Here is a 22,712-nt window from a genome sequence, read left to right as displayed (position 1 = left end):
TCGGATTATTCCCCAAACACCTGCTGCGCCAGTCCCCACTTTGCCGCCAGCGTCTCGGTCGCATTCTGGATTTCCTCGGTTCTGGCCGGGTGGTTGTAGAACATGCCGGCGAACCGGGCCAGGGCGTCGTCGTGGCCGAACTGCTGGGCGATGGCGTGGATCATTTCGCCGGCTTCGGCACCCACCACCTCCGCGCCCAGCAACGCGCCGCTGTCCATGTCGGCAATCAGGCGCACGAAGCCGTCGGTGTCGTCCTGGCCGAGCGCACGCGGGTTGGTTTCGAACGCGGCAAAGCCGACGGCGGGCTCCAGTCCGGCGTCTTCGGCGTCGTCCTCGTTCATGCCGATGCGCCCCAGCTCGACCGCCGAGTAAACCAGTTCCGGCACGGCGCCGGCATCCTGCTGGCGCGAACCGGAGCTGAGGATATTGGCGACGGCCACGGCGGCATCGGCCAGCGCCTGGTTGGCGGTCATGCGCGGATTGGCGACGTCGCCGATGGCGTAGATGTGCGGCACGCTGGTTTGCAGGTAAGCGTTCACTTTGACGTAGCCCTGGGCGTCGAGCGCCACACCGGCCGCGTCGACGACGAGATTGTCGGTATGCGGGCGGCGCCCGGTGCCGAGCAATACCCAGTCCACGGTTTCCACGCTGCCGTCGCCGAGGGCGAGCCTGACGCCGTCCGGCAGGACCTCCACGTACTCTGCGCGGCAGCCGGTGCGGGCCTGGATATCGTGCCGGGCCAGCGCTTCGTGCAGGATTTTCAGCGCCGGTTGTGAGTAGGCGCTGCCGGCCAGCGGTTTGCTGTTGGCGATCCACAGCACCTCGCGTCCGAGCTGGCTGAGGATGAAGGCGAATTCGGTACCGATCACGCCGCTGCCCACTACCGCCACGCGCTTGCCCGCGGGCGGCGCATGGTTGAACAGATCATCGGTGGTGAGCACGCGGCCCGGGGTGAGCGGATAAGCGTCGGGAACCAGCGGGCTGGAGCCGGTGGCGATGATGATGTGTTTGGCGTTAAGGCTTGCTTCTCCCACGGCGACAGTGTGGGCGTCGACAAAATTTGCTGCGCCATTGAAGGCGCCAATGCCAAGGCGCTTCATGTAATCGGTGTAGCTGTCACGCACGGTTTCCACGACCTTTTTCTGGTGCTGCCAGGCGCCGTCCAGTTCTGCGCTCAGCACACCGCTGATGCCACGCCGGGTGAAATGTCTGCTCGCCGCTACCAGTTGCGCGGTATGGTGCCAGTCCTTCTTGGGCACACAGCCGCGGTTCAGGCAGCAGCCGCCCCAGTCGGCTTTTTCAATGATGGCGACCGACAGGCCGCGCAGGGTGGAGAGCACGGCAGCGCGGTAGCCGCCCGGGCCGGAGCCGATTACGATGAGGTCAAATTGCTGCATGGTGTATTCCGTTCATTTAATGAAAAACTGGAGGGACAGGATTTACAGGACAAAGCAAAAACCAACCAGAAACCAGTTTAATGAATTAAGGTGTTTTCCTGTAAATCCTGCAAAAAAATCCTGTCCATGCCCTTACCCCAGATACGCCATAAACAGCGTCGCCAATCCCAAAAAGATGAAAAACCCGCCGCTGTCGGTGACGGCGGTAATCAATACGCTGGAACCGACAGCCGGGTCGCGGCCGAATTTGTGCATGAGCATGGGGATGGATACGCCCATCACTGCTGCGAGCAGCAGGTTGAGCGTCATCGCACCCATCATCACCAGGCCCAGCGCCGGTTTGCCGTACAGCAGGTAGGCAAACAGGCCGACCATGCTGCCCCAGATCAGGCCGTTCAGTGCGGCCACGCTGATTTCCTTGGTGAACAGTTTCCTGGCGTTGTCCGGGTGGATTTGCCCAAGCGCCAAGGCACGCACGATCATGGTGATGGTCTGATTGCCGGAGTTGCCGCCGATACCGGCGATGATGGGCATCAGCGCAGCCAGCGCCACCAGTTTGCCGATGGTGTTTTCAAACATGCCGATAACGCGCGAGGCGATGAAGGCGGTCACCAGATTGATGGCGAGCCACGCCCAGCGGTTTTGTACCGACTTCCACACGCTGGAAAAGATGTCCTCGTCCTCGCGCAAGCCGGCGATGGAGAGCATGTCGCTGTCGGATTCCTGGCGGATGTAGTCCACCACCGCATTGACCGTGAGCCGCCCCACCAGCCGGTTGCGCGCGTCCACCACCGGCGCGGATACCAGGTCGTAGCGCTCGAACGCCTGGGCGGCATCGGTGGCGTCGTCCTGGGGGCGGAAGGTCACCACTTCTTCCGCCATCACATCAGCCACCTTGGCCTCGGGGTCTTGCAGCAGCAGGCGTTGCAGGGGCATCACGCCGCGCAGCGCACCATCGCGATCCACTACAAACAGCTTGTCTGTCTGATCCGGCAATTCCTTCAGCCGGCGCAGGTAGCGCAGCGCAACTTCCAGCGTCACATCGGCACGGATGGTGACCATATCATAGTCCATCAGTGCGCCCACGCTGTCTTCCGGGTAGGACAGCGCCGATTGCAGGCGCGCGCGTTTTTGCGCGTCGAGCGACTCCAGCAGGTCCTGGATCACGTCCTGCGGCAGGTCGGGTGCCAGGTCGGCGATCTCGTCGGTGTCCAGCGTCTCGGCAGCAGCGAGCAGCTCGTCGCTGTCCATGCTCTTGATGAGCGACTCGCGCACCGCGTCGGAGACTTCCAGCAGTATCTCGCCGTCGCGTTCGGCCTTGACCAGGTCCCACACCAGCAGGCGATCGCCGAGCGGCAGCGCTTCCAGCACGCGCGCCACGTCCGCCGGGTGCATGTCGTCGAGCACCGTGTGCAGTTCGGCCAGGTGCTGTTTGTGCACCAAACCCTCCACCAGGTCATGGTGCGGCATATCCTGTTTATGCACCAGATTCGCCACCAGATGATGCTTGCGCAGCAACGAGACCACCTGATCCAGGTTGTCTTCGATGTTGTCGTGGGCTTTGCTTTTTTCCGGGGTGTCGTCCATGCGTTAGACGTGAATCAGGGAGCGTGGCTAAAGGCGTGATTGTACGGGAACTTGCCTGACGCCCGAAAGCGCCTTGTCGTCGGCACAGACGACGAAATTGTGCAGGTGTTGAAAGGCGTGAGGAAACGAACTCAGCGGGTACCGAGAATAGCTTGTTCGGCGTGCAGGTTTTGCAGTATGCCCATACCAAAGCGCAGCACATTTTCTGGTTCCGGGTGGTGCATTTCTTCGGCCAGCCGGAGCAGCGCTGCACGCCCGCTGAGCTCACCTGTTTCAAGCAGGCTGACCAGGCGCGCGCTGACCGGATTCAGTACAATAAAACGTATCCGATCCGCCAGGTCGCGCAACACCAGCAGCTGGGTGATTTGGGCAGGTGCCTGGACAGGCTTGAACCTGGGGCTGATGCGATGCACCGGGTAGACGTAGCTGAGCAGTGCCAGGACCGGATTGAGTGCGGGACGTCTTTCCAGCAGGTCGGCGCGCGGATCGAGTTCGCTCAGATCCGCTTCGCGCGCGGAAACCGACAGTACCAGCTCGATCCATTCGTAATGCGCCAACTCCAGCATAAACGGCGGGTAATCGGCAGCTGGCGTCCACTCGTCCTGCAGAAACCGGATGAACTCGTCGGGTATCTGGCGGACATACGGCGTGCGGCTGCGATGCTGTGCAAAAAAGCTGCGTATCAGCTTACCCCATTTGCGTTTCCCCAGTACCCGGCGCAGCACCGGAAAACAGGCCAGCAGCGCGCTTTCCACGCTGTTGTAGAGCAGTTCGTGATATACCGCCATGCGCCGGGCTTCGACCGCGCGTGGGCGTGGATGTGCCTTGGGATCGCGGAGGTGGGCGGTGAAGGCGAACTGATAGCGCTGGAATGCCAGCAGTTCAGGCGCTTTGGCGGCGCTCATGAGGGAGGGTGTTGATGGCTGCGTTGCAGGGCGGCGATACGCTCGACTTCGCCCGCCAGCCGGTCCAATGGGGGAATGTTGAAATCGCGTTCCAGTAGCGTAGGTAGCGCGCCGGCATGGCGGTATGCCTCATCCAGCAGTGCCCATACCGGCTCGATGACGTCCGCGCCGTGGGTGTCCACCAGCAGGTCGGGGGCCTCCTGGTAATGTCCGGCCGTGTGCATATACACCACGCGCTGTGCGGGCATGGCGCGGATGAAGGCGCTCGCATCGAACTGGTGGTTGACGCTGTTGACATAGACGTTGTTGACGTCAAGGTGCAGCAGGCAGTCGGCTTCTTCCAGCACGGCATTGATGAAGCTGGCCTCGTCCATTTCCGCGATGTCGGCCATTACATAAAAAGAGGCGTTTTCGATGGCGATTTTGCGTTCCAGGATATCCTGGGTGCGGCGAATGCGCGCTGCCACGTAAGTCACCGCCTCGTCAGTGAAGGGGATAGGCAGCAGGTCATATAAATGCCCGTCATCCCCGCAGTAAGACAGATGTTCGGTAAACAGGGCGATGCCGTGCGCATCCATAAAGGCCTTGGTTTTGCGCAACAGGATTTCGTCCAGCGCAGCGGGGCCGCCCAGCGATAGCGACAGACCATGGCAGACACACGGATAGCGCTCGGTAAATGGGCGCAGGCGACGGGCCAGTGCCCCGCCCATGTCGATCCAGTTTTCCGGCGCGATTTCGAAGAAGTCGATTGCGGAGGGAACCCGGACTTCCAGAGCGTTTAGCAGTTCTCTGCGCAGTCCAAGCCCCGCGCCATGCGGATTGAGCGGGCCCATCTTTGTCGCGAAGCCTTAATTACATGGCGGCTGGCGCGTCAGCCGCTTTCTTATTGGCGTCGTTTTTGCTCTCCTCCATTTTTTTATGGCTGCCCTCTTTGCCTTTTGTCATCTTTTTCTTGCCGGAACAATTGCCTTCATTGGCTTTCGTGTGGGCGGCCCCGCAACTGCCTTCCATTGCCTTGCCATCTTTGGCCATCTGCGAGTCGGCTGTCATATACCCCTTGTCCATGCTTTGCATGGCAAACGGGTTTTGCGCGGCGTTAACCACCGCAGCGGTGCTGAAAGTGGCAACAAAAGCGCCGCCCAGGGCAGCGTTCAGAACATCTTTTTTGCTGATCATGGTTATCTCCAAAATTAATCCAGTTTGCTGGCTATCCGGTGTGAATGTCCAAGTGTTTCGCGAAGGGTTCAAACCTGGCATCGATTCACCTGGCTGTGAGTCGGGTGAGCTTGAAATACCTTACAAGAAATTTCTTTCCGGCGCTGAAATTTTTACTACACAACGTAATTCAATCGCACATCGCATTGAACCGGTCAGCCGACAGGTACGGTTAGTTCGAACTTGGATGAAAAAGTTCGCCGCAACAAGCGCCCCGAATCGCAGGGCCTTGGCCGGATGTAGCAGATGCGAAAATGATGCGCCGCTTTTTTGTTTTCCCCCGTGCAGTTAGAATTCAGCCAGTCCATTCCGAAGCCAGCCATCATGCCGACCAGCAAATTCACCCCGGGCGATAAGGCCAATATCCTTTCCGAAGCGCTGCCGTACATTCAGCGCTTCTTCGACAAGACCATCGTCATCAAATACGGCGGCAACGCGATGACCGACCCCAAACTCATGGAGAGCTTCGCCCAGGACGTGGTCTTGCTCAAACTGGTGGGCATGAATCCGGTCGTAGTCCATGGTGCCGGGCCACAGATTGGTGATTTGTTGAAACGCATCGGCAAGCAGAGCGAATTCATCCAGGGGATGCGCGTCACCGACGAGGAAACCCTGGACGTGGTGGAAATGGTGCTGGGCGGCCTGGTCAACCAGGACATCGTCACCCTGATCAACAAGCACGGCGGCAAGGCGGTCGGCCTCACCGGCAAGGACGGCAACTTCATCCATGCCAAGAAAATGCTGGTGGAAAGCAAGGAAGAGCTGGGGAAAATGCTGGACATCGGTCAGGTGGGAGAAATTACCAGCATCGACCCGGAGATTATTCAGCTGCTCGACTCCGGCGATTTCATTCCGGTGGTCGCGCCGCTGGGTACCGATTCCCAGGGCAACGCCTATAACATCAACGCCGATGTGGCCGCCGGCAAACTGGCGGGTGTGCTCAAGGCAGAGAAAGCGGTATTCCTGACCAATACCGCCGGCGTGCTGGACCAGGCAGGCAAGCTCCTCACCGGCCTCACACCCAAACAGATAGACGCATTGATCGAGGATGGCACCATCTCCGGCGGCATGATTCCCAAGGTGGGCTACGCGGTGGACGCGATCAACAGCGGCGTGCACTCCGCGCATATCATCGATGGCCGGGTCGAGCATGCGCTGCTGCTGGAAATCCTGACCAAGGAAGGGGTGGGCACGCTGATCAGGCGCGCATGAGCCGGTCACCCACCTGCGCATTGGCATACCAGGCATTCAGGCTGGCGTCGTCCAGCTCGACCCCGGGGAGATAGTCGCCCGCGGTAATGGGCAAATACGGCCCATGCTTCACTTCAAAAATCACCCCGCCTGCATCCAGCGATAACACCCCATGCCAGACACCGGCGGGGTGTTCCAGCGCCTGCACATCTTCACTCAGCACGGCACGCGCAACCACTGTGCCGCTATCGTCAAAGTGCAGCACCACGAAACGCCCGCGCAGCGCGGTGAGGAGCTCCCAGGTCTGCAGATGCCGGTGCGGGCGGATGCAGGTATCCGGCTCCATGGCAATCGCCAGGCGCTGGATCGGGTCGCTCAAATCTTCGTGCAGATTGTGGTTGGCGCGCTTGCGCGGCGACTGTTGTGCCTGCTGCGCAAGCGTGTCGAGCATGGCGTTGTCGAGTTGTTTCAAATGCGGTTTCCTAATGCAGGGTTGTTGGTGCCGGAGTGAAGAGCGGCACGTCGTGGCGGTGTGCGCTTATGGTGAGAAATTCCGCACGCGGCAGGGGCGAAAAATTTGCGACCTGATGATTTTGGTTGACTGCGTCATAGCACTCCGATTCGGCACCGATCAGCGCCGCGAAATAGACTTCAAGTTCTTGCGGGTCGACGCGCAGTTCGCCAAATGGGTCATGTGTGTCATGCGGTTTCCAGAACAGCACCGGATCCCAGTCGTGGTACTGAATTGCTGGGTGCTGGAACCAGTCTTTCAGTTTCATTTCCAGGTGAGTCATGGCAGTCTCCTTAAACGGGGAAGGAATACCAATATAGACCCTGTCAGGCATAGACGCGAGTCAGCAGCGGCAACTCGTGACGGCGCGCATTGGCCGCCAGAAAATCGCCACGCAGCATGTAATCGCCGCGCACCTGCGATTCGGCATTGAGCGCAGCCATGCACTCGGAGGGTTCGCCAATCAGCGTGGCAAACAGCACCTCCAGTTCGCGCGGCTCCACTTTCAGCGTGCCGAACGGATGGCGCGCGTCGATTTCTTTCCAGAACAGGCGCGGTTCCCAGTTGTGGGCTTGCACGGCGGGTTCCTGATACCAGCGGATGAGTTTTTCTTCGAGCAGGCTCATTTGTATTTCCAGTAAAATCGGAAAAATCCGAAGAACTGATTATATGCCGAGGAAGCCATGCGTTACTGGTTAATGAAATCCGAGCCGTCCGATGTGAGTATTGATGACCTTGCCGCGCTGCCCGGGCAGACGGTGGCCTGGTACGGTGTGCGCAATTACCAGGCGCGCAATTTCATGCGCGACCAGATGCGGGTGGGGGACAAGGTGCTGTTCTACCATTCCAGCTGTGCGGAGCCGGGCATCGCCGGACTGGCCGAAGTCAGCCGGCAGGCTTATCCGGATGAAACGCAGTTCGATCAGGCCAACAAATATTTTGACCCCAAGGCGACGCGGGAAACACCGCGCTGGTTCAATGTGGACGTCAGGCTGGTGAAAAAAACCCGGCTCATGCCGCTCAAGGAAATCCGTGCAGCGCCGGCCCTCGCCAGCATGCGCATCCTGCAAAAGGGTAACCGGCTGTCGATTACGCCGGTGGATCCCAGGGAATACGATTTCATCGTCAGTCACTTGTAGCGCGCAGGCTGCCCTAAACAATGACAACAGCGCAGCCGGAACGCGCAGCACGGTCATGCGGAGAACGCCTTCGCCTGTTCCATTACTGGTCATCCATGCCCGCGCAGCGGGTGCGTCTGGCGCTGGCTTGCAAAGGTGTCGATCATGAGCTGGTGGCGCTCAGCCACGACGATGACGCAAGGTTTTTTGAACTGGGCATTGCCCACGCCGATCTGGTGTTATGTCTGGCGGACGGCAGCTTGCATACGGATTCGCTGGCAATATTGCGCCAGCTGGATGGCTGGGTTGGGGGCAGGCCGATCTTTGACGGCCTGGTTGAACCGGCCGCCTGGCAGGCGCTGCTGGATTGGCGGCAATCAGTCGAACATCTGCTGGTCAGGCTGTATGCGCCAGTGGCACCCGCATTTGCCGATATTGGCGCTGACCCGGCGATGCAGGCGGCTTATAAAGCACAAATCGAGCACCGCTTTGGCATGAGTGTGGAGGCGTTGTCCAATGATCGCTACGATGGCTTCAACCAGTTTGCAGCGCAGTCCCGGCTGGCTGAGCTGGCGCGTCATTTGGGCCGTCAGCGCTTTTATGTCGGCGGCGCGCTCAGCGCCTGCGACGTGCTGCTGGCGTGTGACCTGTTTCCGCTACAATTGCTGGACGGCGTGACCATGCCGCTGGATTTGATGTACTACATCGAGCGTGTCGAAAAGGCTTGCGGCGCCAGTCTGCGCGACGGACTTATCATGCAACATTAAGGAGTTACATATGACTTTTATTGAACTTTTGACTTATGTTGGCAGCCATTCCAAATATGACGTCATGGATGGCGATGCGATGGCCACCCTGGAGGCGGCACGTAACGGTTCGCACAAAAACCCGCTCGCGGGGAAAGTCATCGCCGACATGTATCAGAACAGCGGCCTGGCCACACCGGCAGACGCCATTGAACGCGCCCAGGCCATCAAGACCCTGGGACCGATCCGGCTGTTCTACATGAAAGACGACGCGCCGGTAGAGGGTTTCCGCATGGTGGAAGACATCGTGCACAAGATAGACGGCGCGTTCAACGAAGAAGCCATGCGCCAGAAAGCGCAAATCTAGGCACCGGCGTGAGTCCTTATCTTCCGCACTACCTCGCGCTGGGTCTGGTATCGGGCTTTGTGGCGGGCTTGCTGGGCGTGGGCGGCGGGCTGCTGATGGTGCCGGTGCTGGTGTTTATTTTCACTGCCGAGGGATTCCCCGCTGATCGCGTGCTGCTGTTTGCGCTGGCCACCTCGCTGGCGATCATCGCCTTCACTTCACTCTCCAGCGTGCGTGCGCATCATGCGCACGGGGCGGTCAACTGGATTGCGCTGCGTCGCATCAGTCCGGGGATAGTTACCGGCACGCTGCTCGGCGCCCTGCTCGCGACCTTGTTGCCTGCCACGTTTCTCAAGTATTTTTTCGTCGCGTTCCTGTTTTACGCCGCCACCCAGATGCTACTCAACATCAGGCCGCAGGCCCATCGCGGCTTGCCCGGCAGCGCCGCGATGTTTGTCGTGGGCAATGTGATCGGCATGGTGTCGAGCTGGGTAGGCATCGGCGGCGGCACGCTGTCGGTGCCGTTTCTGCTATGGTGCAACGCCAAAATGCACGAGGCCATCGGCACTTCCGCAGCGATCGGTTTTCCCATCGCGCTGGCCGGCACGCTGGGCTACATTCTGTCCGGTTGGCACGCCACGGCCATGCCCGCACATAGCCTTGGCTATGTCTACCTGCCGGCACTGGTACTGGTGGCGCTGGCGAGTATTTTTACTGCGCCGCTGGGCGCACGCGCTGCACACAGGCTGCCCGTTGCGACGCTGAAGAAAATTTTTGCGATACTGCTCTATAGTCTGGGCATAAAGATGGCCTTGAGTCTGACTTAAGCTCAATCCGGGAAGGAGAAACAGAATGCGCATAGTGTGGATGTTTGTTTTGTTGGCGATGACCAGCAGCGCCTTTGCGGCGGATTATGCGCGCGAGAAAAAGTGGGCGGACGAGGTTGTTCCCGGTGTGGTGGTGGGCGACCCGGTCTATCTGGAACAGTCTAACGGGCACAAGTTTTTAACGCTCTACACCCCAGCCAAGGATGCCAAAGCGGCCCTGGTGATCGTGCATGGGATGGGTATCCATCCGGACTGGGGTTTCATCGGCGAGGAGCGCAGCCAGTTGCCAGACCGTGGCTATACCACGCTGTCGGTGCAGATGCCGGTGCTGGATAATGCGGCCAAAGCGGCGGCATACCCGGCCACCTTTCCGGAAGCGGCGCAACGCCTGAAACTGGCCGTGGATTTTCTCAAGGCCAAGGGCTATAGTAAAATCGGTTTTGTTTCGCACAGCATGGGGTCGCGCATGAGCTATGTGTATCTCTCTGACAAGCCCGACCCGGCGGTCAAGGCATGGGTCGCGATTGGCATGCCGAGCCGCGCGGATTACCGCAAGGTCAACATGCCGGTGCTGGATTTGTATGGCCAGAACGACCTGCCCGACGTGCTGAACAATGCGGCGGCACGCAAAGCTGCGCTGCAGGGCAAGCCGGGATCAGAGCAGATGCAGGTGGCGCATGCCGACCATTTTTTCACCGATATGCATGCACAACTGCTGGATATCGTAACGGCCTTCATGAACAAGCAGTTCAAGTAGTCAGGCGCGCTACCGCTTCCCGATATTTCTCTCCGGTTTTTGCAGCGACTTCAACAGGTAATTCTGGGGCAGGCGCCTGCTTGTTCCAGCCGGAGGCCTCCAGCCAGTCGCGTACGAACTGCTTGTCGTAGCTGGGCGGATTGCTGCCGGGCTGGTACTGATCGGCCGGCCAGAAGCGGGAAGAATCCGGGGTCAGCACTTCGTCGATCAGATACAGCTTGCCAGCGGTATCCACGCCAAACTCGAACTTGGTGTCGGCGATGATGATGCCGCGGGTGAGCGCATACGCCGCCGCCTGAGTATACAGGGCAATGCTGGCGTCACGCACCTGGGCGGCGATGCCGGCACCCAGCAGTTGCTCGGCGCGGGCGAAATCGATGTTCTCGTCGTGCGCGCCCATCGCCGCCTTGGTGGAGGGGGTGAAAATCGGCTGCGGAAGTTTGCCCGCCTGTTGCAGGCCAGCGGGCAGCGCGATGCCGCAAACGCTGCCATGGCGCTGATATTCCTTCCAGCCCGAACCCGCCAGATAACCGCGCACAATGGCTTCCACCGGCAGCGGTTGCAGGCGCCTCACCAGCATCGCCCGGCCTGCCACCTGGTCGCGCTCGTTTTCCGCCACCACCGATTCCGGCGTGTCGCCAGTCAGGTGGTTGGGGATGACGTGCCCCAGCTTGCCGAACCAGAAATGCGAGATTTCCGTCAGCACCGCGCCCTTGCCCGGGATCGGCGTGGACAGCACCACATCGAAGGCGGACAGGCGATCGCTGGCGACAATCAGCAGGCGCTGGTCGTCCACCGCGTAAACATCGCGCACCTTGCCACGCGACAGCAGTTGCAGGGAGGGAATGGCGGATTCGAGTAGCGGCGTGGTCATGGCAGTAGCAATCGTGGCAAAAGCCACATTATCCTGGAAACGCCGGCTGGACGCACCCGGGTGTTGATATCGGGGACACGGAAATCACAATTCACGCGCAGCCCCAGCCAGAGAGAGGGGGCAGCAGCCATTCCCGGGATTGTACCGTTCAATCCTGATACAGACTGCTGTGCTGATAGGCCGCCCGGATGTGACGCAGTCCCACCAGCAGTATGGCGGAGATGGGCAGGGCCAGCAGCACGCCGAAAAAACCGAATACTTCGCCGAACGCCAGCAGCGCAAAAATCACCATCACCGGATGCAGGCCGATGCGTTCGCCGACCAGGCGCGGCACCACCACATAGCCCTCCATCAGCTGGCCGATGCCGAATACCACCCATACCGGAATCATGCCCGACAGGCTGGAGAACTGCACCAGTCCGGCCAGGGTGGCCAGCGCCATGCCCGAGATCGCACCCATATACGGCACGAACACCAGCAGTCCGGCCAGAATGCCGATCGGCAGGGCATAATCCAGCCCGGCAATCCACAACCCGGTGGTGTAGAACACCGCCATGATGAGCATGACCGAGAGCTGCCCGCGCAAAAACTCCGACAACACTGCATCAATCTCCGTGGCCAGCTTGCGTACTTTGGCGTGCCAGCGGCGCGGTACCAGTTCATCCGCCCAGTTGACCATTACACACCAGTCGCGCAGGAGATAAAAGAACACCACCGGCACCAGCACCAGGTTGGCGACAAAGCTGACTATGCCCAGCGTACCGGTTTTCAGCCATCCTGCGGCACTGCCAGCGGCGCTACCCGCGCCTTGCAGATGCTCGGACAGTAGCTGCTTGAGCCCGGCGGCATCCGGCAAGGTGATGCCCAGGCGGGTCTGCAACCAGGGTGCGGCGCGGGTTTGCAGCCAGTCCACGTATTTCGGCAAACTGGCAATGAAGTGGCTGGTTTCGGTTTGTATCATCGGCAACAGGATCAGTGCCAGCAGGAAAAACACCAGCCCCAGCACGATGATCACGATGCCTGCCGCCGCCCCGCGCGGCAGTTTCAGCTGCTCCAGCCGATCCGCCAGGGGGTGGCAGATATAGGCCAGAATCGCCGCCAGCAGAAATGGCGTAAGAATGGGGGAGAGCAGGTACAGCAGCACACCCGTGACAAGCACGGCGGCGAGTATCCAGGCAAAATCGCGGTTCGGTCGGGTAGCGTTCATTTGCGGTAAAATAGCATGAATTTCCCAATCAAAACGCGAGCCTGCCGTGACTTCTCCCAACAAACCTTCCCTCTCTTACCGTGACGCAGGCGTGGATATCGACGCCGGCGATGCCCTGGTAGACCGCATCAAACCCTGGGCAAAACGCACCATGCGCCCGGAAGTGCTGGGCGGCATCGGCGGTTTCGGCGCGCTGATGGGCCTGCCCGCCAAATACAAAAACCCGGTGCTGGTGTCCGGCACCGACGGCGTCGGCACCAAGCTCAAACTCGCCTTCAAGCTGAACCGGCACGACACCGTCGGCATCGACCTGGTCGGCATGAGCGTCAACGACATCCTGGTGCAGGGCGCCGAGCCGCTGTTCTTCCTCGACTACTTCGCCTGCGGCAAGCTCGACGTGGACGTGGCGGAACAGGTCATCAAGGGCATTGCGCAGGGCTGCGAGCAGGCCGGTTGCGCGCTGATCGGCGGCGAGACCGCGGAAATGCCGGGCATGTACCCGGCCGGCGAATACGACCTGGCGGGCTTCGCTGTGGGCGTGGTGGAGCGTGACGCGGTCATCGACGGCCGCACCATCCGTCCCGGCGACGCGGTGCTCGGGCTGGCCTCCAGCGGCGCGCACTCCAACGGCTACTCGCTGATCCGCAAAATCCTCGAAATCAGCGGCGCCGATGTGAACGCCGATTTCCATGGCCGTCCTTTGGGCGACGTGTTGATGACCCCCACCCGCATCTATGTCAAACCGCTGCTGGCCCTGATGCAGGCCATGCCGGTGAAAGGCATGGCGCACATCACCGGCGGCGGACTGACCGGCAACGTGCCGCGCATCCTGCCCGAACATCTGATGGCGGATATCGACGTCCAGTCGTGGGACATGCCGCCGCTATTCCACTGGATGCAGAAACACGGCGGCGTGGCAGACAGCGAGATGCACCGTACCTTCAACTGCGGTATCGGCATGGTGGTGGTGGTGGCCGCTGAACATGCCGAGGCAGCGATGCAGAATCTGGTTGCGGCGGGGGAGACGGTTTACCGGATCGGGGAGATCCGCGCGCGCGGCGAGGGCGAGGCGCAGACGATGGTACGGGTTTGGTTTTGATGAGCTGTTCATGGTTCGCTTGTCAGCTTTGTTTTGATGCTGGTCCTGGGCTTGTGGCGTAGAAACCGTGGTTTCCAGTTGCTCGGTTTGGATGCAATAGCGCAAATGACCGGGCTACGCTGCGAAGCCATACCACGCAGTAGATACAAGCTAAGCCTGATGTTCTGCTACATACTTTATGTTCTGTTTTCAGGGAGAGAATAACTATGAAAAAGATCATTTTTACTTTTTTTGCTCTTGTTGGCATTTTTGCACTTGGCGGGTGTGCTCATCACCCCGTAGATTGTGCAGTTGGTTTTGCTTGGGCTGATTGTCTTCCAGGGACGGCTGGATATAACAATGGTGTAGGGCAGCCGACCAAAGAAAATGAAACTAGGCAATCCAACGTTAATATTGCACAACCTGAAAAAGCAAAGGACGTGTACACGGAGTTAACCAAGTTAGACGAACTACGAAAGAAAGGCATCATCAGCGAAGCTGAGTTTGATGCACAAAAGAAAAAAATTCTTAATGAGAAATAAAAACGTGAATCTTCGGAGGCTAGTCTCTGGTCAATGGCGCCAAGTCTTGCCTTGTGTCTTGTCAGCTGTACCAGCAAAAGGCAAGATTTGATCCAAAACTGTGCGGAAGGTCCAGGGGGCACTTTTCTGAAAGTGAGTTTAAAGTGAATCTGGACCCCTGTTGCTTTTTAGGTTACGAAAGGAGAGCAGCATGGGCGCTGTACGCCAAGCATCAATCCTCCTGGTTCTTCTCGGAACTCTGTTCGCCTTTTCCGATGCAAGCGCACAACTGCGTGTGCCGATGTACGAATGGAGAAAATGTACCCCTATGCAGTAGCACCATGGAGATTCCTCCAATTTGCTCCCCTATGGTCTGCCCCATCGTACCACCGTCGATTGAGCCTATTCAGCCCCCGCAGTTGCCTCCACTTGGGACACAAAATTGCTGGCAGCAGCAAGTCTTGAATCCCTATACCAATCAATACGAGTGGCAGCGTGTGTGTCGCTAAGCGAAAGAAAAACAAAATGGCACTCCTTCAAGAAAGTGAAAAGCAAGATTTCTGGGCTACGGTTGTTGACGCTGGTTTTTTTAAGGACGACTTCGATCTGAAAGAGATTGAATACAAACCAGCGAACGTGAGTATTTACGCTGTCACAGGCACCGTTATCGTCCGAAGAAAGTCCACAGGTGTGTCGCGCCAATACTCAGCAGGGCATGGAATTGCGTGGTTGGCTGACTTCGAGACCGAGTTGCGCGGTCATGTTTTCGGCGTGGCCTAACAGGCTGTTGAAATTCGCATAGTTAGAGTGCTCTGAAAAATGACTGCCTCTCAAAACGCACCACATTCGACTTCCTCGATGTCGGAAGGGATTTTGGCACACCGAAAATGCCGCAATTTGACCGTATGAATCGAATTTCAACAGCCTGCTAACGTTTCATCCCATGGGACACTTTGTCTATCGGCGACGCGTCTCTGAACTCGAACGCCAAGCATCGGAATAGGAGACCCCAATTGGAATCTGTAGAGCAGAAAATGTCGCGCCGGGTCTATATTTTCAGGTGGGTTGCGGTACTGCCCGGCGCCTTGCTTTGTGCATTTCTTGTGCTATTTCCGATTCATTGGATTGTCTTGCTTATTCAATACCTCGGCACAAGCTCTGACGACAGCGGCAGCGGCAGTGCTCTCAGCGTCTACTACTACTTGGCGGCTCTTCCGCCTGAGGTGCTCCAGTATTTTGGAAACGCCTTCTTTACTCCGTTTGTCGTTATTACCGCTGGCGCAAACATAGCTCCGAAATTCAAATTTCCAACGGGCATAGCTTTAGCCATAGCTCTCGGAGTTGTCTACGGTGTGGTTGCCACCATAATTGTCGGTGAAATCTCGAACGGACTGTACACGCCTGAGCGGTTGCTACGCTTGGGAATTACAGTATTTCTTTGTGTTGGAGGCATTGCTGCCGGTCTATTTCAGGCCCGCAAGGCGGAAAGACAAGCTATCACTCAGGCTCTACTCTAAACAGGGAAAGCGTCGTTTGTTCGCGCGCGGGATTATGCGGACGGCATGCTGATCAAGATGTAAGCTTAGTCGTTATAATTTGCTTATAAGGAAGTGCAACTATGTTCGATGACTTGACGGGAAATATCGATGCGATGTTCGGACAACTTTCCGATGGGTACGAAGGTAAACACCAACAGGTGCTCGATCTTATCCAAGCGGCGCGTGCAGCCTTGACGCAGGAAAATGGGGAGCTCGGCCCGTGGGAGGCTCATCAACTCGACTATGCTGAGAGCGCGTTGAAATCCAACTATCTCCGTTTGGCACTTGGATCGACAGAAAAAGCCCTTGTCGTGAGCCAGCTTCCGCGTGACGAGTACGACTATGGTTTTAATCGCCCAGAATGAAGGGGTTCAAATCAATTGATTTCCGTGGAACTGCCCTTGCGATTCTTTACGAACAAGTCCGGTAGGGCGCAATCATTATTGCGCCGAATGAAGACATCCGGTGCAATGCGCTTCGCTTATTGGCACCCTACGTACCGCCTTACGCGGGTTGGTCCAATGTTGCTGCGCTTGCGATCGCCCGGTCGTCAAACGAAGTTTTTGCATTATGCATACTATATATGCATAATTAGCTCATGCATGTTGAATTCGACCCGACAAAAGCCGCCACCAACCTGAAGAAGCACGGGATTTCATTTTCGGATGCCGAGCTGGTGCTGTTTGACCCGATGGCGCTGACGAATGAAGATGATGCGACACAGGGCGAGGCGCGGTTTGGAACAGTTGGCGTAGGTGCGCAAAATCGGGTGTTGACGGTGGTATGGACGCAACGTGGAAATATAATTCATCTGATTTCTGCACGCCTGGCAACCAGCCATGAACGGAGGACTTATGAAAGCTGAATACGATTTTTCCAAGGCCAAGCGTGGTGCGATGATTGATCCTGCGGGCAAGACGCGCATCACGATTTATATTGACGACGAGGTGCTGGCGGCGTTTCGCGCGCGCGCCGAAGCCGAAGGTCGCGGCTACCAGACGCTTATCAACGAGGCACTAAAAATATCGATGCAGGCAGGTGATGCGCCGCTTACGCTGGATACGCTGCGCAAGGTGTTGCGTGAGGAATTACACGCGGCGGCTTAGGCCACCAGTGCAATACGTGAAAACATAAACCAGACTAACAGAACCTGGTTTACAAGAGACTCCCCATGCGCACCGTTAATATTCATGAAGCTAAAACCCACTTGTCGCGGCTGGTCGAAGAAGCCGTCAAGGGTGAGTCGTTCATCATTGCCAAAGCGGGCAAGCCGCTGGTCAAGGTCACCGCATTGAATGCCCCGACAGCCGGGCAGATGCAACGTATCGGTTTCATGGCGGGTGAAATTGAGGTGCCGGACGATTTTGACCGGATGGGCAGCGCGGGAATCGAACAACTGTTTGGTAACGATGCCTGAAGTTGTTACTGGATACACACTTGCTGCTATGAGCTGCCGGGCAACCGGGTGGCCAGGTGCTGATCGAAGGCATCACCTTGCTGGACTGCAGATCCGCTCGTCGCGCAATATCCCGGCCCAGTGCGTAGCGTTTAACCTAAAAACGCCGATTTATCCACGAAAGACACGTAATGCGTAATGCGTAATGCCAGGGTCTTGCATTAACTCATGCCAATGAGCTAAAAGGGGGTGCGTCTTGTGTTGTGATATTCCAAAAAAGATGGCGCGCCTATTCGACATGTATCGCTTAAGCATAGCTTGCCGGGGGTAGCCCGGCGGCTAGTCACCTTTTCTTGTGTGGCCAAGAAAAGGTAACCCAAAAGAAGGCCACCCCACTGCGCCGTCCCTTCGGGATGCCTTCGTCTGAGCCGGTCAGACGGGGGCTGCGCAACTCGCCCTGACAGCTTGCACAACCCGCAAGCTGCTGCGGAGCTCGGACAGTGCTCGCCTGAACCTCCCGCCCGACCGGCTCAGACGAAGCGACGCAGAAGGGGATTCCGGGCTGTGCTGCCTAAGCTAATTCTCTCAACAGCCGCTCCATCATCCCCTCCGCCTGTCGCGCATAGCTGCCGCCGAACAGATTGGCGTGGTTGAGGATGTGGTATAGGTTGTAGAGATTTTTGCGTACCGAATAACCTGCATCCAGTGGCCAAGCCTCTCGATAAGCTGAGTAGAAATCAGCCGGGAAGCCGCCGAACAGTTCGGTCATGGCGATATCCGCTTCGCGGTCACCATAATAGACAGCGGGGTCGAAGATGACGGGTTCGCCCGCTTGCGTATAGCCGTAGTTGCCGCTCCACAGGTCGCCGTGCAGCAGCGAGGGTTGCGGCTGGTAGCCGTCGAACAGGCCGGCGAATTTTCCCATCAGGCGCTCGCCTTGGCTTTGCAGGCTGCCGCCGAAACCGTTGCGCGCGGCCAGTTCGAGTTGAAATCCCAGGCGCTGGTCGCGCCAGAAGTCTATCCAGTTGTCGGTCCAGGGATTGTGCTGAGGGGTGGCACCGATGGTGTTGTCGGACGCGAAGCCGAAGCGCGGTGCGCTGGTCCGGTGCAGCGCGGCGAGTTGTTGTCCGAGTTGTGCGGCGCTGCCGTGGCCGTCCAGATCCAGCCATTCCAGCACCAGAAATGCTTCGTTGCCCGCCACGCCGCTGGAGACGGGATGCGGCACGCGCAGGGTGTGGCTGGCGGCGAGTGCGGCGAGACCGGCTGCTTCCGCCTCGAACATGGGCAGTTTGGCAGCGCTGTTGGTTTTAACGAAATAACGCGTTGTGCCGCTCTCGATGCACCAGGCGGCGTTGATGCAGCCGCCGCCGACCGGAGTGGTGCGCTGGATAGGGAATGCTGCGCCGGTGGCGGCCTGGATGCCTTGTGCTACGCTTTTCCACAGGCTCATCGGGTTGGACTTTTGGTCAGCGCCACGTCGGGCTGGATATCAAAAACCAGTTCGGCATGGGCGGTGCGCAGCGCGGCTTCGGCTGCTGCAGAAGTGGCAGCGCGGCTGAAGATGAAGCCGAGGTAGCTGGCGCCTTCCGGGGCGGACGCAATGCGCTGGCCGGGGGCAGCGGTAATGCGGATGTCTTCGATGTGCGGCACGCCGCGTGCGGCTTCCAGCCCACTCACGTTTTGGTAAATGCCGCGCGCGGGCACCGGGATCATCATCACGCCAGTGGCGTCGCTATGTTCGGGTTGGGTAATCGGCAGCCCCAAGGCATGGCGCAGGATGAGTTCTTCCAATGTCATGCCCAGGCGCCGGCGCAACATGCGCCCGCACAGGCCGCCGATGGAGCGCGCGGCGATTTCAAGCAGCCACACGCCGGCGTCGTTCACGCGCATTTCGGCGTGAATGACGCCGTGGCTGAGTCCGGCGGCAGCGCAGGCGCGTTGCACGCTGTCGGCGATGGCGGTCTGCAGCTCATCGGACAGCCGCGACGGCGTGACATAAATGCTTTCTTCGAAATACGGGCCGTCCAGCGGATCGGGCTTGTCGAACAGCGCCAGCACGCGCAGCTGGCCGTTTTCCAGCAGGCCTTCGAGGGCATGTTCGCTGCCGGGGATGAAGCTTTCGACGATCAGGCCCAGTTCGCTGGCGTCGCGGTCGGCAATAGACTGGATGCGGCTGACCCGGCGCACTTGCTGCAACAAATCCTCGGCGTCATCGGCGCGAATCACGCCGCGGCTGGCGGACAGCCGGCGTGCCTTGACCACCACCGGATAGCGCAACTGCGCTGCGCGCGCGCGCGCCTCCGGTTCGCTGGCGAGGTGGTGAAACGCCGGGCAGTTGAGGCCGTTTTGCTGCAGCAGCCGGCGAAAGACGAGCTTGTCGCGGGTGGGGCGCACCGCCTCCGGCGAATTGCCGGGCAGGCCGAGTTTTTCGCGCAGCAGGGCGGCCAGTTCGACGCCTGCATCGTCCACCGCCAGTACCGCATCCACGCGCCGCCCCAGCGACGCCAGCACCTGCGTAGCAGCGGCCTCGGGCTGGTCGAAATGCAATGACAGGATGGGACTCAGTCCGCGTTGCGGGGCGAGCTGATGGCAGTGGTCGGCGCCGCTGACTACTTCCACACCCAGGTGGTGCGCGGCGTCGAGGAAATCCTGATTGCGGTAACTGGCAACCGGCAGCAACAACAGCACCCGCGGTACGGGCAAAACAGGGACAGGATGAACAGGATTTTTTGCAGGATTTACAGGGCAGTCCATACCATGCGCTTGTGCTTTCATTTGCCAGGAAATCCTGTTAATCCTGTCTGTTTTTTCAAAATGACTGCAATTGCTGGTCGGTGGGTTCGGCGCAGCAGTACCACGGCTCGGACAGGTGGGCGATGGTCTCGCCGAAGTCGGCGTGTTCCAGCGTTGGTGCGGGGAGCCCTGCGGCGCGATGGGCGAGCAGCCAGATGGCACGAAACACCTCGCCGCGCGGTGCGTTTTCCATCTGCATCGCGGTGCTCATGACCTGTTGCTGCAGGGCGTCCACGCGCGGGTCGGCGTGACGCCAGGGGTAGCCCAGCAACGCCGGGTCGAAGGCTTCGAGCCTGTCGGCAAAGCCGGAAAGCTGCAGCAGATAGGAGCCCTGCGGCACCAGCAGACGGATGGCGAGCTGTACCGGCGGCACCGCTTGCACCAGTTTCAGGCGCAGCAGTTCGCCCAGCAGATCAATGTAGCCGGTCAGCGTCGTCCACGGGTTGAAGGGCACAAAGGTGGGCGCGAGGAAAATGCCGTTCGTGCGGCACAGGCCGAGCGCGCGTTCGAAGCCGGCGCGGGTATGGTTTTTGTCCAGATACTCAAGGACGGCATCGTCCACCGACTCCACCGCGCTGGTGATGAACAGGCAGCCGTAGTCACGCAGCCTGGGCAGCAGGTCGGCGTGGTCAAGCAGGTGCTGGATCTTGATGGTGGCGTCGAAACTGAGGTTGGGAAAACGCCGGTGCATGGTTTCCAGCACGCGCAGGGCGTGGGTGGGGCCGTTGAAAAAATCCGGGTCGCCGAAGGATATGTGTTGCGCGCCTGCCACCACCTGCTGTTCGATGTCGGCCAGCACCACGTCCACCTGCACCGGGCGGAACCTGCCCTGATACACCGGCACCACCGGGCAATGCCGGCACAGGTGCTTGCAGCCGCGCGTGGTCTCGGTGAAGCCGACGACTTTTTTGCCGCCGTCGGGCAGGTTGAGGTGGGCGTAACGGGTAAGTTTGGGCAATCCGCTGCGGTCCGGGAGCAAAAATTCCACTTTGGCGAGCTGCACCATCGGCGTGCTTTGCGCGCTGATATCACCGTCGCGCAGGCGTTCAGCCAGCGCCATCAGGGCCGGCTCGGACTCGCCGCCGAGCAGGGTGTGTACGCCCAGTCCGCGCAGCAGGTCTGCGTTCATCGGCGCATACAGGCCGTACATGGCGAGGTGCGCGCTGGGCGCCAGTGCGCGGATTTTCGGCAGCGCGGCGATGGCGATGCGGGTGGCGGTGTGCATGCCGAGGTGGATGGCCACCAGTCCTGCGCCGCGCAGGGTGCCGGGTTCCAGCTTTTGCAGTGTCAGGTCGAGACAGGCGACCTCGCACCCGGCAGCCTTCAACAACGCTGCCGGGGCAGCCAGGTTAAAGGACTGGCGGCCGAGCTCGTAGGGATTGATCAGCACGACTTTGAAAGGTGCGCTGCCGGTGCCGGTTTCGCCCCAGTCTACGGCGAAATAGTCATTCATGTTTATTTGGTCTTGGGACGCTCTTCAAAACCGGGGATGGGCTCGCGTGAGGCGCCCGCAGCGGACAGGTTTTGCAGGTAGCGCGCCCACAGCGTGTCCTGGTTTTGACCCAGTTCGTAAAGGTAATCCCAGGAAAAAATTCCGGTGTCGTGGCCGTCCGAAAAAATGGGCTGCACGGCGTAACTGCCGACCGGCTCGATACCGGTGATTTCTACATTCAGCTTGCCCACCTGCAATACTTCCTGGCCGTGGCCGTGGCCGCGCACTTCGGCGGAGGGTGAATACACGCGCAGGAATTCATAAGGCAAATGGAATCGGCTGCCATCAGCGAAGGCGATTTCCATCACCCGCGATTTCTGGTGCAGCTTGATTTCAGTGGGCTGAGGGGTGTTTTTGTCCAGTCCTGCCATGTGAGCTCCGCCGGATGGGATTGCAAGGTGTGGTGCGCCCAGCAGGATTCGAACCTGCGACCCTTGGCTTCGGAAACCAATACTCTATCCATCTGAGCTATGGGCGCGAGAACTGTCAAGAATAGCGATTTTCGCACCCAGCGTCTATATCAGGTGCTTTTGCCAACTCGGCTTTTGCCGCTATAATCCGCGTTTTAAACTTTTTTCCGCCAAGTTAAGGAAGCAAGCATGAGCGATGATCACGCCAAGATGACCAAAACAACGCCGCAACAATTTTTTGTTGCGCTATGGGCGGGGATGTTTGCGCCCATTATTGCCATTGCACTTATACTCGGTCTGATAGCCAAGATTGAGGGCAGTCATGGTGAAAAAGATTCGCTTGCATACAATGACAAGGCTACGCTGGCGCGCATCAAGCCGGTTGGCGATCTGAACATTGTCGACGCCAGCGCGCCGCGCGTGGAAAAAGAAGGCAAGCAGGTATTTGACGAAGTGTGTACCGCTTGCCATACCCCTGGTGCGCTGGGCGCACCCAAGTTCGGCAACAAGGCCGACTGGGGGCCGCGCATCAAACAAGGCTACGACACCCTGATCAAGCATGCGGAGCAAGGTATCCGCCAGATGCCACCACGCGGCGGCAACCCGGATCTGTCCGATATCGAAATCGCCCGTGCCGTGGCCTATATGGCGGATGCTGCCGGAGCTAAATTTACCCCGCCGGCTGCCCCGGCCGCAGGTACCGCCCCGGCCGCCAAACCGGCGGCAGCGGCCAAAAAGGCTGGCTAATCACCACCAGGCTGGCGCGTGATGGTTAAGCATTACAAGGGCGACTGACTTGTCTG

Annotated in this window: 29 protein-coding genes and 1 tRNA gene; 15 read left to right on the top strand and 15 right to left on the bottom strand. The window is 59.2% G+C overall.

Annotation, left to right across the window (positions count from 1 at the left end):
- Positions 1-5: 5 nt before the first annotated feature.
- From GZH91_RS01080 to GZH91_RS01060, 5 genes are all read right to left on the bottom strand, one after another.
- On the bottom strand, positions 6-1,397 hold the full coding sequence (locus GZH91_RS01080; protein ID WP_147069887.1) for a dihydrolipoyl dehydrogenase family protein: 1,392 nt from the start codon (positions 1,395-1,397) through the stop codon (positions 6-8).
- 132 nt (positions 1,398-1,529) lie between these two features.
- Positions 1,530-2,984, bottom strand: a complete 1,455-nt coding sequence (gene mgtE / locus GZH91_RS01075) for a magnesium transporter (RefSeq protein ID WP_147069885.1) — start codon at positions 2,982-2,984, stop codon at positions 1,530-1,532.
- 131 nt (positions 2,985-3,115) lie between these two features.
- Positions 3,116-3,889 carry an HvfC family RiPP maturation protein gene (locus tag GZH91_RS01070; protein ID WP_147069883.1) on the bottom strand — a complete coding sequence of 258 codons (774 nt, stop codon included), beginning with the start codon at positions 3,887-3,889 and terminating at the stop codon, positions 3,116-3,118.
- Positions 3,886-4,722 (bottom strand): HvfB family MNIO-type RiPP peptide maturase, encoded by an 837-nt coding sequence (locus tag GZH91_RS01065; protein ID WP_147069881.1) that lies wholly within the window; start codon positions 4,720-4,722, stop codon positions 3,886-3,888. Before GZH91_RS01065 ends, GZH91_RS01070 begins: the two co-directional genes overlap by 4 nt.
- Positions 4,723-4,741: 19 nt before the next feature.
- A complete protein-coding gene (locus GZH91_RS01060) occupies positions 4,742-5,065 on the bottom strand; it encodes a low-complexity protein (RefSeq protein ID WP_174861808.1) in 324 nt (107 codons plus the stop codon).
- A gap of 363 nt (positions 5,066-5,428) precedes the next feature.
- On the opposite strand from GZH91_RS01060, the gene argB reads away from it, so the two are divergent.
- Positions 5,429-6,316 carry an acetylglutamate kinase gene (gene argB, locus GZH91_RS01055; RefSeq protein ID WP_147069879.1) on the top strand — a complete coding sequence of 296 codons (888 nt, stop codon included), beginning with the start codon at positions 5,429-5,431 and terminating at the stop codon, positions 6,314-6,316.
- Here the strand turns inward: argB and GZH91_RS01050 are convergent.
- From GZH91_RS01050 to GZH91_RS01040, 3 genes are read right to left on the bottom strand one after another with little or no spacing between them, the layout of a single operon-like run.
- Positions 6,303-6,767 (bottom strand): WbuC family cupin fold metalloprotein, encoded by a 465-nt coding sequence (locus GZH91_RS01050; RefSeq protein ID WP_147069877.1) that lies wholly within the window; start codon positions 6,765-6,767, stop codon positions 6,303-6,305. The two genes, argB and GZH91_RS01050, sit on opposite strands and share 14 nt — an antisense overlap.
- A 10-nt stretch (positions 6,768-6,777) precedes the next feature.
- Positions 6,778-7,089, bottom strand: coding sequence for a hypothetical protein (locus tag GZH91_RS01045; protein ID WP_147069875.1), 312 nt, complete (start codon positions 7,087-7,089; stop codon positions 6,778-6,780).
- A gap of 43 nt (positions 7,090-7,132) precedes the next feature.
- Positions 7,133-7,432, bottom strand: a complete 300-nt coding sequence (locus tag GZH91_RS01040) for a hypothetical protein (RefSeq protein WP_147069873.1) — start codon at positions 7,430-7,432, stop codon at positions 7,133-7,135.
- A 57-nt stretch (positions 7,433-7,489) separates the two neighbouring features.
- Between GZH91_RS01040 and GZH91_RS01035 the strand changes: the two genes are divergently transcribed.
- The 5 genes from GZH91_RS01035 to GZH91_RS01015 are packed head-to-tail and all read left to right on the top strand — an operon-like array spanning position 7,490 to position 10,600.
- The gene (locus GZH91_RS01035) at positions 7,490-7,945 is read left to right on the top strand and encodes an EVE domain-containing protein (RefSeq protein ID WP_147069871.1); all 456 of its coding nucleotides are present in this window, start codon (positions 7,490-7,492) and stop codon (positions 7,943-7,945) included.
- Positions 7,946-7,965: 20 nt separating this feature from the next.
- Entirely contained in the window at positions 7,966-8,691 is a 726-nt protein-coding gene (locus GZH91_RS01030) for a glutathione S-transferase N-terminal domain-containing protein (RefSeq protein WP_147069869.1), read from the top strand.
- Between the two features lie 10 nt (positions 8,692-8,701).
- Positions 8,702-9,037 (top strand): hypothetical protein, encoded by a 336-nt coding sequence (locus GZH91_RS01025; RefSeq protein ID WP_147069867.1) that lies wholly within the window; start codon positions 8,702-8,704, stop codon positions 9,035-9,037.
- Positions 9,038-9,045: 8 nt separating this feature from the next.
- Positions 9,046-9,843 carry a sulfite exporter TauE/SafE family protein gene (locus GZH91_RS01020; RefSeq protein ID WP_147069866.1) on the top strand — a complete coding sequence of 266 codons (798 nt, stop codon included), beginning with the start codon at positions 9,046-9,048 and terminating at the stop codon, positions 9,841-9,843.
- 25 nt (positions 9,844-9,868) lie between these two features.
- Positions 9,869-10,600: a DUF3530 family protein gene (locus GZH91_RS01015; protein WP_147069865.1), complete on the top strand. Its 732-nt coding sequence runs from the start codon at positions 9,869-9,871 to the stop codon at positions 10,598-10,600.
- Here the strand turns inward: GZH91_RS01015 and GZH91_RS01010 are convergent.
- Together GZH91_RS01010 and GZH91_RS01005 are read right to left on the bottom strand one after the other, a co-directional pair.
- Positions 10,593-11,474, bottom strand: a complete 882-nt coding sequence (locus tag GZH91_RS01010; RefSeq protein WP_147069863.1) for a phosphoribosylaminoimidazolesuccinocarboxamide synthase — start codon at positions 11,472-11,474, stop codon at positions 10,593-10,595. The genes GZH91_RS01015 and GZH91_RS01010 overlap by 8 nt on opposite strands.
- A 148-nt stretch (positions 11,475-11,622) precedes the next feature.
- Complete coding sequence (locus GZH91_RS01005) at positions 11,623-12,681, bottom strand: AI-2E family transporter (protein ID WP_147069861.1); 1,059 nt, start codon at positions 12,679-12,681, stop codon at positions 11,623-11,625.
- Positions 12,682-12,727: 46 nt separating this feature from the next.
- On the opposite strand from GZH91_RS01005, the gene purM reads away from it, so the two are divergent.
- From purM to GZH91_RS00965, 8 genes are all read left to right on the top strand, one after another.
- Complete coding sequence (gene purM, locus GZH91_RS01000) at positions 12,728-13,780, top strand: phosphoribosylformylglycinamidine cyclo-ligase (RefSeq protein WP_147069858.1); 1,053 nt, start codon at positions 12,728-12,730, stop codon at positions 13,778-13,780.
- 206 nt (positions 13,781-13,986) lie between these two features.
- Complete coding sequence (locus GZH91_RS00995; protein WP_198415354.1) at positions 13,987-14,301, top strand: SHOCT domain-containing protein; 315 nt, start codon at positions 13,987-13,989, stop codon at positions 14,299-14,301.
- 504 nt (positions 14,302-14,805) lie between these two features.
- The gene (locus GZH91_RS00990; RefSeq protein WP_147069856.1) at positions 14,806-15,060 is read left to right on the top strand and encodes a hypothetical protein; all 255 of its coding nucleotides are present in this window, start codon (positions 14,806-14,808) and stop codon (positions 15,058-15,060) included.
- A gap of 233 nt (positions 15,061-15,293) precedes the next feature.
- The gene (locus tag GZH91_RS00985) at positions 15,294-15,797 is read left to right on the top strand and encodes a hypothetical protein (protein WP_147069855.1); all 504 of its coding nucleotides are present in this window, start codon (positions 15,294-15,296) and stop codon (positions 15,795-15,797) included.
- Positions 15,798-15,898: 101 nt separating this feature from the next.
- Positions 15,899-16,183, top strand: coding sequence for a hypothetical protein (locus GZH91_RS00980; RefSeq protein ID WP_147069853.1), 285 nt, complete (start codon positions 15,899-15,901; stop codon positions 16,181-16,183).
- 233 nt (positions 16,184-16,416) lie between these two features.
- On the top strand, positions 16,417-16,683 hold the full coding sequence (locus GZH91_RS00975; protein ID WP_147069851.1) for a BrnT family toxin: 267 nt from the start codon (positions 16,417-16,419) through the stop codon (positions 16,681-16,683).
- A complete protein-coding gene (locus GZH91_RS00970) occupies positions 16,673-16,924 on the top strand; it encodes a BrnA antitoxin family protein (RefSeq protein WP_147069849.1) in 252 nt (83 codons plus the stop codon). The genes GZH91_RS00975 and GZH91_RS00970 overlap by 11 nt, the downstream gene beginning before the upstream one ends.
- Positions 16,925-16,989: 65 nt before the next feature.
- Positions 16,990-17,235, top strand: a complete 246-nt coding sequence (locus tag GZH91_RS00965) for a type II toxin-antitoxin system Phd/YefM family antitoxin (protein ID WP_147069846.1) — start codon at positions 16,990-16,992, stop codon at positions 17,233-17,235.
- Positions 17,236-17,785: 550 nt separating this feature from the next.
- Here GZH91_RS00965 and GZH91_RS00960 read toward each other — a convergent pair.
- The 5 genes from GZH91_RS00960 to GZH91_RS00940 form a co-directional block, all read right to left on the bottom strand.
- Positions 17,786-18,664 (bottom strand): fructosamine kinase family protein, encoded by an 879-nt coding sequence (locus GZH91_RS00960; protein ID WP_147069845.1) that lies wholly within the window; start codon positions 18,662-18,664, stop codon positions 17,786-17,788.
- Positions 18,661-19,917 carry an ATP-grasp domain-containing protein gene (locus GZH91_RS00955; protein WP_198415353.1) on the bottom strand — a complete coding sequence of 419 codons (1,257 nt, stop codon included), beginning with the start codon at positions 19,915-19,917 and terminating at the stop codon, positions 18,661-18,663. Before GZH91_RS00955 ends, GZH91_RS00960 begins: the two co-directional genes overlap by 4 nt.
- A gap of 106 nt (positions 19,918-20,023) precedes the next feature.
- Positions 20,024-21,460 (bottom strand): CUAEP/CCAEP-tail radical SAM (seleno)protein, encoded by a 1,437-nt coding sequence (locus GZH91_RS00950; protein ID WP_198415352.1) that lies wholly within the window; start codon positions 21,458-21,460, stop codon positions 20,024-20,026.
- 2 nt (positions 21,461-21,462) lie between these two features.
- A complete protein-coding gene (locus GZH91_RS00945) occupies positions 21,463-21,870 on the bottom strand; it encodes a gamma-butyrobetaine hydroxylase-like domain-containing protein (protein WP_147069843.1) in 408 nt (135 codons plus the stop codon).
- Between the two features lie 30 nt (positions 21,871-21,900).
- Positions 21,901-21,977 (bottom strand) — tRNA-Arg (locus GZH91_RS00940).
- Between the two features lie 121 nt (positions 21,978-22,098).
- On the opposite strand from GZH91_RS00940, the gene GZH91_RS00935 reads away from it, so the two are divergent.
- Positions 22,099-22,656: a c-type cytochrome gene (locus tag GZH91_RS00935; RefSeq protein ID WP_147069841.1), complete on the top strand. Its 558-nt coding sequence runs from the start codon at positions 22,099-22,101 to the stop codon at positions 22,654-22,656.
- The last annotated feature ends 56 nt before the right edge of the window (positions 22,657-22,712 follow it).

Origin of the sequence: Sulfuriferula plumbiphila, assembly GCF_009938015.1 — a bacterium.
GTDB lineage: Bacteria > Pseudomonadota > Gammaproteobacteria > Burkholderiales > Sulfuriferulaceae > Sulfuriferula > Sulfuriferula plumbiphila.
This window is presented reverse-complemented; position numbering and strand designations above follow the sequence as displayed.

What these genes read in the sequence shown, in the direction of transcription:
- mgtE (WP_147069885.1), bottom strand. Translation starts at nt 2,984, where the DNA reads ATGGACGACACCCCGGAAAAAAGCAAAGCCCACGACAACATCGAAGAC.
- GZH91_RS00935 (WP_147069841.1), top strand. Translation starts at nt 22,099, where the DNA reads ATGAGCGATGATCACGCCAAGATGACCAAAACAACGCCGCAACAATTT.
- GZH91_RS01030 (WP_147069869.1), top strand. Translation starts at nt 7,966, where the DNA reads ATGACAACAGCGCAGCCGGAACGCGCAGCACGGTCATGCGGAGAACGC.
- GZH91_RS00995 (WP_198415354.1), top strand. Translation starts at nt 13,987, where the DNA reads ATGAAAAAGATCATTTTTACTTTTTTTGCTCTTGTTGGCATTTTTGCA.
- GZH91_RS00950 (WP_198415352.1), bottom strand. Translation starts at nt 21,460, where the DNA reads ATGAATGACTATTTCGCCGTAGACTGGGGCGAAACCGGCACCGGCAGC.
- GZH91_RS01060 (WP_174861808.1), bottom strand. Translation starts at nt 5,065, where the DNA reads ATGATCAGCAAAAAAGATGTTCTGAACGCTGCCCTGGGCGGCGCTTTT.
- GZH91_RS00990 (WP_147069856.1), top strand. Translation starts at nt 14,806, where the DNA reads ATGGCACTCCTTCAAGAAAGTGAAAAGCAAGATTTCTGGGCTACGGTT.
- GZH91_RS01005 (WP_147069861.1), bottom strand. Translation starts at nt 12,681, where the DNA reads ATGAACGCTACCCGACCGAACCGCGATTTTGCCTGGATACTCGCCGCC.
- GZH91_RS00980 (WP_147069853.1), top strand. Translation starts at nt 15,899, where the DNA reads ATGTTCGATGACTTGACGGGAAATATCGATGCGATGTTCGGACAACTT.
- GZH91_RS00975 (WP_147069851.1), top strand. Translation starts at nt 16,417, where the DNA reads ATGCATGTTGAATTCGACCCGACAAAAGCCGCCACCAACCTGAAGAAG.
- GZH91_RS01025 (WP_147069867.1), top strand. Translation starts at nt 8,702, where the DNA reads ATGACTTTTATTGAACTTTTGACTTATGTTGGCAGCCATTCCAAATAT.
- GZH91_RS00945 (WP_147069843.1), bottom strand. Translation starts at nt 21,870, where the DNA reads ATGGCAGGACTGGACAAAAACACCCCTCAGCCCACTGAAATCAAGCTG.
- GZH91_RS01065 (WP_147069881.1), bottom strand. Translation starts at nt 4,722, where the DNA reads ATGGGCCCGCTCAATCCGCATGGCGCGGGGCTTGGACTGCGCAGAGAA.
- GZH91_RS01035 (WP_147069871.1), top strand. Translation starts at nt 7,490, where the DNA reads ATGCGTTACTGGTTAATGAAATCCGAGCCGTCCGATGTGAGTATTGAT.
- GZH91_RS01015 (WP_147069865.1), top strand. Translation starts at nt 9,869, where the DNA reads ATGCGCATAGTGTGGATGTTTGTTTTGTTGGCGATGACCAGCAGCGCC.
- GZH91_RS01045 (WP_147069875.1), bottom strand. Translation starts at nt 7,089, where the DNA reads ATGACTCACCTGGAAATGAAACTGAAAGACTGGTTCCAGCACCCAGCA.
- GZH91_RS00965 (WP_147069846.1), top strand. Translation starts at nt 16,990, where the DNA reads ATGCGCACCGTTAATATTCATGAAGCTAAAACCCACTTGTCGCGGCTG.
- GZH91_RS01070 (WP_147069883.1), bottom strand. Translation starts at nt 3,889, where the DNA reads ATGAGCGCCGCCAAAGCGCCTGAACTGCTGGCATTCCAGCGCTATCAG.
- GZH91_RS01080 (WP_147069887.1), bottom strand. Translation starts at nt 1,397, where the DNA reads ATGCAGCAATTTGACCTCATCGTAATCGGCTCCGGCCCGGGCGGCTAC.
- GZH91_RS01040 (WP_147069873.1), bottom strand. Translation starts at nt 7,432, where the DNA reads ATGAGCCTGCTCGAAGAAAAACTCATCCGCTGGTATCAGGAACCCGCC.
- GZH91_RS00970 (WP_147069849.1), top strand. Translation starts at nt 16,673, where the DNA reads ATGAAAGCTGAATACGATTTTTCCAAGGCCAAGCGTGGTGCGATGATT.
- GZH91_RS00960 (WP_147069845.1), bottom strand. Translation starts at nt 18,664, where the DNA reads ATGAGCCTGTGGAAAAGCGTAGCACAAGGCATCCAGGCCGCCACCGGC.
- GZH91_RS01010 (WP_147069863.1), bottom strand. Translation starts at nt 11,474, where the DNA reads ATGACCACGCCGCTACTCGAATCCGCCATTCCCTCCCTGCAACTGCTG.
- argB (WP_147069879.1), top strand. Translation starts at nt 5,429, where the DNA reads ATGCCGACCAGCAAATTCACCCCGGGCGATAAGGCCAATATCCTTTCC.